At 62.5% G+C, this 5,107-nt stretch carries 3 protein-coding genes and 2 pseudogenes; 2 read left to right on the top strand and 3 right to left on the bottom strand.

Features of this window, described 5'->3' with window-relative positions:
- Both ACN0Q0_RS17720 and ACN0Q0_RS17715 read right to left on the bottom strand, forming a co-directional pair.
- Positions 1 to 535 (bottom strand): hypothetical protein (locus tag ACN0Q0_RS17720; RefSeq protein ID WP_417244504.1); only part of this gene is annotated, 535 nt, incomplete at its 3' end.
- 610 nt (positions 536 to 1,145) lie between these two features.
- Positions 1,146 to 1,598 (bottom strand): annotated as a pseudogene (locus ACN0Q0_RS17715) (transposase); the annotation flags it as partial.
- Positions 1,599 to 1,625: 27 nt separating this feature from the next.
- On the opposite strand from ACN0Q0_RS17715, the pseudogene ACN0Q0_RS17710 reads away from it, so the two are divergent.
- Both ACN0Q0_RS17710 and ACN0Q0_RS17705 read left to right on the top strand, forming a co-directional pair.
- Positions 1,626 to 2,105, top strand: a pseudogene (locus tag ACN0Q0_RS17710) (transposase); the annotation flags it as partial.
- Positions 2,106 to 2,508: 403 nt separating this feature from the next.
- Positions 2,509 to 3,738, top strand: a complete 1,230-nt coding sequence (locus tag ACN0Q0_RS17705) for a M24 family metallopeptidase (protein ID WP_343502253.1) — start codon at positions 2,509 to 2,511, stop codon at positions 3,736 to 3,738.
- A gap of 421 nt (positions 3,739 to 4,159) precedes the next feature.
- On the opposite strand, the gene ACN0Q0_RS17700 is transcribed toward ACN0Q0_RS17705, so the two are convergent.
- The coding region (locus ACN0Q0_RS17700) for a DUF6880 family protein (RefSeq protein ID WP_417244503.1) at positions 4,160 to 5,107 on the bottom strand (948 nt) is incomplete at its 5' end.

The following is a 5,107-nucleotide window of genomic DNA, read 5'->3' as shown; positions in this document are numbered from 1 at the left end:
GGTCGAGCTCGGCCTGGATCGGGGTGATGCCGCGGGCGTCGATCGCCTCGGTATCCATGTAGGCGCGGTAGAAATCGCCCACGAGCTGCGCCGGGCTGCCCTTGGGCGCGCCCTCGGCCTCCGCGGCAGCGCGCGTGAATATCTCGTTCACCTGCGCCTGCACGATCTCGCCGGTGATGGTGAAGATGCTGTATTTCGGATGTTTTTCAGGTCGTTCGATGCGCTCGAGCCATCCCCCGGCGGCGTAGCGGTAGAAGTCTTCCGCCGGGTCGACACTCTGGTCCATGTTGCGGATAGAGAAGCCGAGCTGATCGGCGCCGACTGTCCCTGTGTCTTGCGCGGCGGATGGCGAGGTGGTTGCCGAGAACAGCCCCACTGCCACGGAACAGGCCAAGGGAAACATGGGGCGCACAATCATCAATAGGGCTCCGGTCATGAAAGCGAGATCGGTGTTGAAAAGGCTCTTCACCAACACGTTACCGGCATTGGCTTTTCCTGGCCACCGTTTTGCGTGCGCTGGCGCGAGGCGTGCCAAGGCAGGGCCCGGACCCACCTCGAGAACTCCTCTATCGACATCAGAGGCAATCTGGGTTCTTCCCGGCTTTTGCTTCAGACTCCAGCTGCGCCAAGCATGAGTTTCCGAAGTCTTCGCTGCCGTGCCGCGTAAATTTCCACCGCCTCACAGCAGTCGTTCCGCTGCGAACGCGCGCCGCGAGAAACTGGCACTTCCGCTTCGGGCTCGAAAGGGCCGACCGCTGCGTTCAGCCTGAACGGCAGCTTCCGAAAAATAGGCCCAGCGGTGCGACGTCGGCTTCCTGCGCGTAGCTGACCTCGCGGGTTTGATGGACTCGGGTCGCATGGCCGCTTGCAGCCTATTCCTTTCTCTAATGGGGCAAGGTCTGGGTGCTCGGTCCTGAGCGGTTGGTGCCTTTCGGGTGCCTTCGTTCTCGGTGTGCTCATGCTTGGCACTTTATGGGGTAAGCTGGGGCCGAGAGTGGCGAGGTTGAAACCGCAGTCAGCCGGGGTCGGCCGCGTGCCACAGACTCGGCGCCATCATCTGCTCCCTCCCTCGGGCGATGCTCCGCGCTCGGGAGCTCGGGGCGGTCTCCTTTCTCGTCGACCGGGTTAAGCAGCGCCGGCCAGTCTCAGGCCGGGTGGAAATCGGTGTCGCTCTTGAGCATTGCGTGCATGATGACTGCCAATCGACGCGCCAGCGCGATCCGGGCTTTGCGCCTGTTCGATTTGCGCGCGATCGCCAGCGCCCATTCCTTCAGCTTCAGCGTTCCCGTGTCGCGGGTCAGCGTTACGTTCGCCGCTTCGTAGAGCAACATTCGCACACGCCGGTCCCCGGTCTTCGATATGTGCCCGGTGTCGTCGACTTCACCGGATTGATATCGGCGCGGGACAAGGCCGCGATACGCACCGAGGTCACCGGATCGTCGGAACCGTCCTGGATCGTCAACGGGGGCGGTGAAGGGCAGCGCGGTGAGCGGCCCCACTCCGGGAACGGCCATGAGCCGTCGGCAGGCTTTCGATTGGCGCATGAGATGCTTGATGTCGGTGTCGAGGGCGGCGATTGCCGAGAGCAGACGATTGCGAAGCAATCTGCCGAGAGGGACAAGTGAGCGCGTAGGGATGGGACATTCGAGCGCGCCGACTTAAACTATGATGCCGAGAGGGATGTCTACGCCTGCCGGGGCGGCAGGGAGTTGAAACAAAGCCGGCGGACCTTCACGAAACCCAGGGAGAAAAAACCCGATGACGATGGCATGCTTCGCGACCGGGCCGGCAAAGCCGATTGCGATGCTTGCAACCTGAAGGCGCGCTGCTGTCCCAAGGCGCCGTGTCGAAAGGTAACGCGATCAATCTTCGAGCCCTCCCGGGATCGGGCGCGTGCGATCGCCCAGACGACCGACTACGCGATCTCTTGCAAGCTCCGGAAGAGGGTGGAGATGCTCTTCGCGCATTTGAAGCGCATCTTGGGCCTCAACCGTCTCCGATTGCGAGGCCCAAGCGGCGCACGAGACGAATTCCACCTCGCAGCCACCGCTCAGAACCTCCGGAAGCTCGCAAAGCTCGTTCCGATGCCACCGGTCGCCTGTTGAGAAAGGATAAGCTCAGGCGCCGCAAATCCTGGGCGAGGGTCAACGCGATCCCCGAGCCGAGGTTTTCAACGGAATAAGCCCGAACTAGCCATTCGCCTTGAGGTGCCCCGCACGGTGTAGTGGACCTTCGGCCCGAGAGCCTGGAGCGATCAAGGAGCGGACACAGAGTCTCTTGCTCTCAAAGTCGGCTTTCTTTCGCGACTATTGATCGAATCGGATTCTTTGCACTACATACAACATTGAGAAAGGCGATGGCGTCGCCACCGACGATCCGATGTCGGAACTCTAAATCAAGCCATCCTGAACGCCGGGATCTTGCTTCGCCGTATTGCGGTGAGGGGGGTGACCTGAGCGATAAGGCGCACTCCCCATGCGGTCAATCGGCCCTAACAGGAGTGAACCGATGGACGGAACTTCCAACACGACCGGACTTGCGCGCCCCGATTTCTACCGTTTCCACCAGGGCGAAAAGGTGCTGTCCTTCTCAGATACAGAGTACGAGGCGCGGCTGGCTGGGCTTCGCGCCACTATGGCGGACCAAGGCATCGGTGCCGTTGTGCTGACCTCGATGCACAACGTGGCATACTATTCCGGCTTTCTCTATTGCGCGTTTGGGCGTCCCTACGCGCAGGTCGTCACCGCTACAGAGACCGTCACCGTCAGTGCAGGGATAGATGCGGCGCAGCCTTGGCGGCGGTGTTATGGCGACAACATCACCTATACGGATTGGCAGCGGAACAATTATTGGCGAGCCATCCTGTCCGTGACTGGGCCAGGTAGGGTCGTAGGGTATGAGGGGGACCACATTTCCATCGCGCAGAAAGCGCTTCTGGATGACTTCCTTGCTCCGTCGAGCACGGTCGACATCGCACCTGCGACAATGACGCAGCGGTTCCATAAATCGCCTGCAGAGCTGGAGCTGATCCGCGCGGGTGCAGCGGTCGCCGACGTGGGCGGCTACGCGATCCGCGATGCGATCAAGGCAGGCGTGCGAGAGATAGACGTTGCGATGGCCGGTCGAGATGCCATGGAGCTGGAGATCGCCCGTCGCTTCCCGGATGCCGAGTACCGGGACACTTGGGTATGGTTCCAGTCCGGGATCAACACCGATGGCGCACACAATCCGGTCACTTCTCGGCACTTGCAGAGCGGTGACATTCTCAGCCTCAACACCTTCCCGATGATCTCGGGATATTACACAGCGCTGGAGCGCACGCTCTTTGTCGAAACAGTCGACGAGGCCAGCCTGAATGTTTGGGAGGCGAACGTTGCAGCTCATCAATACGGCATGAGCCTCTTGAAGCCTGGCGTCTCTTGTGCCGAAGTTACTCATGCGATCAATGACTTCTTTGCAGAGCGTGACCTATTGAAATACCGGACCTTCGGTTACGGTCATTCCTTCGGAATACTAAGCCACTACTACGGTCGCGAGGCGGCACTTGAATTGCGGGAGGATATCGACACGGTTCTCGCGCCTGGCATGGTGATCTCAATGGAACCGATGCTGACCATCCCGGAAGGGCAATCAGGCGCCGGGGGGTATCGGGAACATGATATCCTGATCATTACCGAAGACGGCAATGAGAACATCACCGGCTTTCCTTTTGGCCCTGAGCACAACGTGGTCGCCTGATCGCAGAACTTGGTTTGGTCGGCACAACAGGTTGGCCAAACCTGAAGCGGCCATTCGAACGCCTTGCAACATCTGTGAGTCTGGGCTCGCAGGGGCCGGTCGGCGCGCTCCGCGAAGACGGCAGCTTCCGGGGCCCGAGCAAAGCTGAGCCAAGTCCGCTTCCTGCGCAAAGGTGTCATCCAAGAAATACGTCGTCTGGGCCGCACGCTCCAGTGCTCAGTCGGGTGTCGGCCTCGATCAACTGGCAGTCTTGAGCTCAGGCCCCTTATGCATCGTCGCGGCGATAGCGCTGGATGCCCTGCAAGCCTCAAAGCCGCGGACAGTCGATCATAGCCAAGGGCGCTCGAAATGGCGCCTCCACGCGATCGCGTGCGGAGGGACGGTGAGGGTCTTCTGTCGTCCACGTGATGACCCGCGGGGGCTACCCTTCCCGCAAACGCTCCCAAAACGCTGATTTCCTCGCGTGATTCTCGCGCAGCGCTTCAAGATAGTCCGCGTGCGACAGATGCATGCCGTAATCGAGGATCTCGGCATCCGCGGCAGCACAGCCCATCAGGTGCCGGGCGGCGTGGCCGTAGCGTCCGCAGCGGGCTTTAGCCAGCGCGAAGTCGATCATCGCACGCCACAGCATCACGGCGGCGAGCGGGTGGCCGGGGGCGAGGGCGTCGGCGAGCGGGGTGAGGATCTCATAGGCATCGCCGTCGATCTCCTCGCTGCGGGCGTCAATCAACTCAGCCGCCAGCGGCAGGTCGGGGGCCTGCAGGCAGTAAGTCAGCGCCTTATCTATGGGTTTGTAGGCGAGGACGATCCGGCGCGCGGCGTTCTCGGCCTCGATGTCCTCGAAGTCGGGCAGCAGCTTGATATGGCGGCGCAGGGCGTCGGGGCAGAGCCGGCGCCCGAAGCGGTGCCAGAGCGCGGCCTTCAGATCGTCCTTGCGGCCGAGCGCCTCAAGGCAGGCGAAATGGGCCTCGTCCAGTTCGGGCGTGTCGAACCACGGATCGCCGCTTTCGCCGGGCAAGGCGGCCTCGATCAGCCGCAGCGCGTCCTCGGGGCGGCCCGCCGCCAGCAGCCGGGTCGCGGCGGAGGGAGCGATGGTCGAGTAGGTCAGCTGCTCGGGGCTGTATTGCGCGAGCCAGCTGTCCACGTCGCCCTCGGCATCCGCCACGTCCTGCAGGATCATCTCCGCCGTGCGGTTGCGCCCGGCAAGGGCGCGCTCGGCGCGGGCATCACGGTCGGAGATGAAATCGTAGCGGGCGAGGTCGGCATCGGTTAGCGGCGCTTCGCAGGCCGCTTCGGCCAGCGCCTTGAGGCGGGACAGTCCCGCGTCCCCGAGAGCCTCCGCCAGCGCGGGTACGGCGTGGTCAAAGGC

The organism is Celeribacter sp. (assembly GCF_048259695.1).
Classification (GTDB): domain Bacteria; phylum Pseudomonadota; class Alphaproteobacteria; order Rhodobacterales; family Rhodobacteraceae; genus Celeribacter.
Note: the sequence above shows the minus strand (reverse complement) of the source record. Positions and strands in the feature narration are given on the sequence as shown.